This is a genomic window from Streptomyces sp. CO7 (assembly GCF_053474865.1).
The window spans coordinates 1,319,221-1,323,730 of sequence record NZ_JBRIOU010000002.1 but is presented as its reverse complement, the minus strand read 5'-3'; the positions used below and the strand labels follow the sequence as shown (position 1 = coordinate 1,323,730).

Sequence of the window (4,510 nt, the reverse complement as noted above, 5' to 3'; positions counted from 1 at the left end):
CCCGCCCCACCATGACGGGGGGAGCCGGTGCCGGGCCTCACTCGAGACGGGTGAGGCCCGGATGGGCTTCCTGGTAACCGTCCATCAGCCGCCGGGCGACGGCGACGGAGTCGATCAGCGGGTGCAGTGCGAAGGCCTTCACCGCGGCGGCCCGGGAGCCCGTCAGGGCGGCGGTGATCACTTCCCGTTCCACCGCCTTGACCGCGGACACCAGGGCGGCCGCGTGCTGCGGCAGGGGGGCGGCGGCCGGCGGATGCGCTCCGTTCGCGTCCACCAGGCACGGGATCTCGACCACCGCGTCGTCGTCCTGTCCGGGCAGGGCGCCGCGGTTGCGGACGTTGAGGACCAGGGTGGCCCGCTCGTCCCGGGCGATGGCCCGCATCAGGGCGAGTGCCACCTTCTCGTAGCCGCCGGAGAGGTCCTCCTCCTCGCGCTCCCCGGCCCCCGCCGCGTCCCGGTTCTCCGCCATGTAGGTGGCCTCGCGCTCGGAGCGGGTGCGGTTCCACAGCTGGAGCGCGGGCGCTCCGGGCCGGCCGGCCTCGTCGTAGAAGCGGGCCTGCTGGTCGCGCAGGAAGACCCCGCGGGTGCGTTCGGCCCGCCGGTAGGCGTCGACCGTCTCCCGGTTGAAGTAGTAGTAGTGCAGGTACTCGTTGGGGATCGCACCCAGCGCCTGCAGCCAGTCGGCGCCGAACAGCCGCCCCTCTTCGAAGGACTCCAGCAGCTCGCGGTCGGCGAGCAGCCGGGGCAGCTGGTCGCGGCCGTCCACCCGCACGGCGCGGACCCAGCCGAGGTGGTTGAGGCCGGCGTAGTCGACGAAGGCGCGGGCCGGGTCGACGCCGAGGACCCGGGCGAGGCGGCGGCCGAGGCCCACCGGGGAGTCGCAGATGCCGATCACCCGGTCGCCGAGGGTGCGGGACATGGCCTCGGTGACCAGGCCGGCCGGGTTGGTGAAGTTGATGACCCAGGCGTCCGGGGCGAGGCGCCGCACGCGGCGGGCCAGGTCCACCGCCACGGGGACCGTGCGCAGACCGAAGGCGATGCCGCCCGCCCCGACGGTCTCCTGGCCCAGGACGCCCTCGGCCAGGGCGACGCGCTCGTCCGCGGCCCGGCCCTCGAGGCCGCCGACCCGCATCGCCGAGAAGACGAAGTCCGCTCCTGTCAGCGCGTCGTCCAGGTCGGTGGTGGTGACCACCTCGGGCGCGTCGGGCACCTCCCGGGCCTGCTCGGCGAGCACCCGGCCGACGGCGGCCAGCCGCCCGGCGTCGACGTCGTGCAGCACCACACGGGTGACGCGTCCGGGTGCCCGGTCGGCCAGCAGCGCTCCGTACACGAGCGGCACGCGGAAGCCGCCCCCACCAACGATCGTGAGCCTCATCCCGCCAACCTAACGCGGGGGCCTGTGGGAGGGACGCGCGATCCGGCGCGGTGTGGGGCGGCGTCAGGACGGGAACCCCTTCCGGGGTGACCGGCGACCCCGTCCTGACCTGCCCGGATGGTGCGGGAGGGCGCCGCGCCCGCATGGCCGCTGCCGGGCGCGGTACTCGGCCCTCACCCGTCCGACGAGAAAGTAGATGATCACATTGACCGAAGCGACCGGAACGGTGGGCGCCGCGCCGCGCGGGGCCGACGGCCCTCTCCTGGGCCGGGCCAACCCGTTGCGTGATCCCCGCGACCGCCGGCTCCCCCGGATCGCGGGCCCGTCCGGACTCGTCATCTTCGGCGTCACGGGCGACCTGTCCCGCAAGAAGCTGATGCCCGCGGTGTACGACCTCGCCAACCGGGGGCTGCTGCCACCAGGTTTCTCCCTGGTCGGCTTCGCCCGCCGTGAGTGGGCCGACCAGGACTTCGCCCAGGTGGTGCACGACGCCGTGGAACAGCACGCGCGCACCCCCTTCCGGGAGGAGGTCTGGCAGCAGCTGGCGCAGGGCATGCACTTCGTCCCGGGCGACTTCGACGACGACCACGCCTTCGAGCAGCTGCGCGAGGCCGTGGAGCAGCTCGACACCTCCCGCGGCACCAGCGGCAACTACGCCTTCTACCTGTCGGTGCCGCCCCGGTTCTTCCCCCGGGTGGTGCAGCAGCTGGAGAAGCACGGACTGGCCGAGGCTCCTCCGGGTTCCTGGCGGCGCGCGGTCATCGAGAAGCCGTTCGGCCACGGCCTGGCCAGCGCCCGCGCCCTGAACGCGCTGGTGCACGAGGTCTTCGCTCCCGACCAGGTGTTCCGGATCGACCACTACCTCGGCAAGGAGACCGTCCAGAACATCCTGGCGCTCCGCTTCGCCAACCAGATGTTCGAACCTGTCTGGAGCCGGTCGTACGTGGACCACGTGCAGATCACGATGGCCGAGGACATCGGCATCGGCGGCCGGGCCGGGTACTACGACGGCATCGGCTCGGCCCGGGACGTGATCCAGAACCACCTGCTGCAGCTGCTCGCGCTGACCGCGATGGAGGAGCCCGCCGCCTTCGACGCCGAGTCGCTGCTCACCGAGAAGCTCAAGATCCTCAAGGCGGTCAAGCTTCCGCAGGACCTGGGCGAGCACACGGTGCGCGCCCAGTACACGGGGAGCTGGCAGGGCGGCGAGCGGGTGCTGGGCTATCTGGAGGAGGACGGCATCGACCCGTCCTCCATGACCGACACCTACGCCGCGGTCAAGCTGGAGATCGACAACCGGCGCTGGGCGGGCGTCCCCTTCTACCTGCGCACCGGCAAGCGCCTGGGGCGCCGGGTCACCGAGATCGCGGTGGTCTTCCAGCGCGCCCCGTACTCGCCGTTCGACTCGACGGCGACCGAGGAGCTCGGTTCCAACGCGATCGTGATCCGGGTCCAGCCGGACGAGGGCATGACCGTACGGTTCGGTTCCAAGGTTCCGGGCACCTCCATGGAGATCCGGGACGTCTCGATGGACTTCGCCTACGGCGAGTCCTTCACCGAGTCCAGCCCGGAGGCCTACGAACGGCTCATCCTGGACGTGCTGCTGGGCGACGCCAACCTGTTCCCGCGCACCGAGGAGGTCGAGGAGTCCTGGCGGATCCTGGACCCGATCGAGGAGTACTGGGCCACCCACGGTGTGCCCGCCAAGTACCCGGCGGGCAGCTGGGGTCCCCCGGAGGCCGACGAGATGCTCGCACGAGACGGACGGAGTTGGCGCAGGCCATGAAACTGGACCTCAACGACACCACGGCCACAGACGTCAACAAGGCCCTGCTCCAGGCCCGCAGGGCCTCGGGCACGCCTGCCGTCGGCATGGTGCTGACCATGGTGGTCGTGATCGACGAGGAGTACGCCTACGACGCCATGAGGGCGGCGCAGCAGGCCTCGCAGGAACACCCCTCGCGCACCGTGGTGGTGATCCGCCGTCATCCGCGCAGCCCGCGCGACCGTACCCACTCGCGGCTGGACGCGGAGGTGCGGCTGGCGGCCGACGCCGGGCCGGGCGAGACGGTGGTGCTGCGGCTCTACGGCGAGGTGCGCGACCACGCCCAGTCGGTGGTGCTGCCCCTGCTGCTGCCGGACGCGCCGGTGGTGGTGTGGTGGCCGGTGGACGCCCCGGACAACCCGTCCCAGGACCCGCTGGGCGCGCTGGCCCAGCGCCGGATCACCGACATGGACGCCTGCCCGGACCCGCTGGCCGAGCTGGAGAAGCGGGCCGCCGCGTACGCGCCCGGCGACACGGACCTCGCGTGGACCCGGCTGACGCTGTGGCGTTCGGCGCTCGCCGCCGCGCTGGACCAGGAGCACGCGCCGGTGCGCTCGGTGGCCGTCGAGGCGGAGCCGGGCAATCCGAGTGCGGAGCTGCTGCTGCGCTGGCTGCGCGCCCGGCTGGGGGTTCCCGGCGAGGTCGGGCCGTCGGCGGGTCCGGCGATCACGGCGGTGCGGCTGGAGACCGACAGCGGCGAGGTGTCCGTGGTCCGCGGGGACGGTCCGCTCGCCACGCTCACCCTGCCCGGTCAGCCGCCGCGCAGCCTGGCCCTGAAGATCCGGCCGACCTCGGAGCTGATCGCCGAGGAGCTGCGGCGCCTGGACGCCGACGACATGTACGAGATCGCCCTGCGCGGCGCCGGGGCGACCTCCGGTGCCGCCGACGCTCCCGCGGAGTCCCGAGCCGTCTGACGGCCGGCGAACCCCCGAACCAGAGGAAGAAGTGAACGACATGCAGCTCGGACTCATCGGTCTCGGCAAGATGGGCGGCAACATGCGCGAGCGCATCCGCCGGGCGGGTCACGAGGTCATCGGGTACGACCGCGACCCCGACCTCTCCGACGTGGCGAGCCTGGCCGAACTGGCCGACTCGCTGACCGCGCCGCGCGTGGTGTGGGTGATGGTGCCGGCAGGCCCGCCGACGCAGTCCGTGATCGACGAGCTCTCCGGTCTGCTCGACGCCGGTGACGTGGTGGTCGACGGCGGGAACTCGCGCTGGACGGACGACGAGAAGCACGCCGCGGAGCTGGCCGAGAAGGGCATCGGCTTCGTGGACTGCGGCGTCTCCGGCGGCGTGCACGGCCTGGC

The 4,510-nt window shown here is 72.8% G+C and carries 4 protein-coding genes; 3 read left to right on the top strand and 1 reads right to left on the bottom strand.

Going from position 1 to position 4,510, the window contains the following annotated elements:
* Positions 1 to 37 precede the first annotated feature (37 nt).
* A complete protein-coding gene (locus ACOV8S_RS08015; protein WP_448316967.1) occupies positions 38 to 1,375 on the bottom strand; it encodes a 6-phospho-beta-glucosidase in 1,338 nt (445 codons plus the stop codon).
* A gap of 196 nt (positions 1,376 to 1,571) precedes the next feature.
* Between ACOV8S_RS08015 and zwf the strand changes: the two genes are divergently transcribed.
* The 3 genes from zwf to ACOV8S_RS08000 form a co-directional block, all read left to right on the top strand.
* Complete coding sequence (zwf, locus tag ACOV8S_RS08010; protein WP_448316966.1) at positions 1,572 to 3,161, top strand: glucose-6-phosphate dehydrogenase; 1,590 nt, start codon at positions 1,572 to 1,574, stop codon at positions 3,159 to 3,161.
* Complete coding sequence (opcA, locus tag ACOV8S_RS08005; protein ID WP_448316965.1) at positions 3,158 to 4,114, top strand: glucose-6-phosphate dehydrogenase assembly protein OpcA; 957 nt, start codon at positions 3,158 to 3,160, stop codon at positions 4,112 to 4,114. Before zwf ends, opcA begins: the two co-directional genes overlap by 4 nt.
* A gap of 40 nt (positions 4,115 to 4,154) precedes the next feature.
* A partial coding sequence (locus tag ACOV8S_RS08000) for an NAD(P)-binding domain-containing protein (RefSeq protein WP_448316964.1) occupies positions 4,155 to 4,510 on the top strand: 356 nt, incomplete at its 3' end.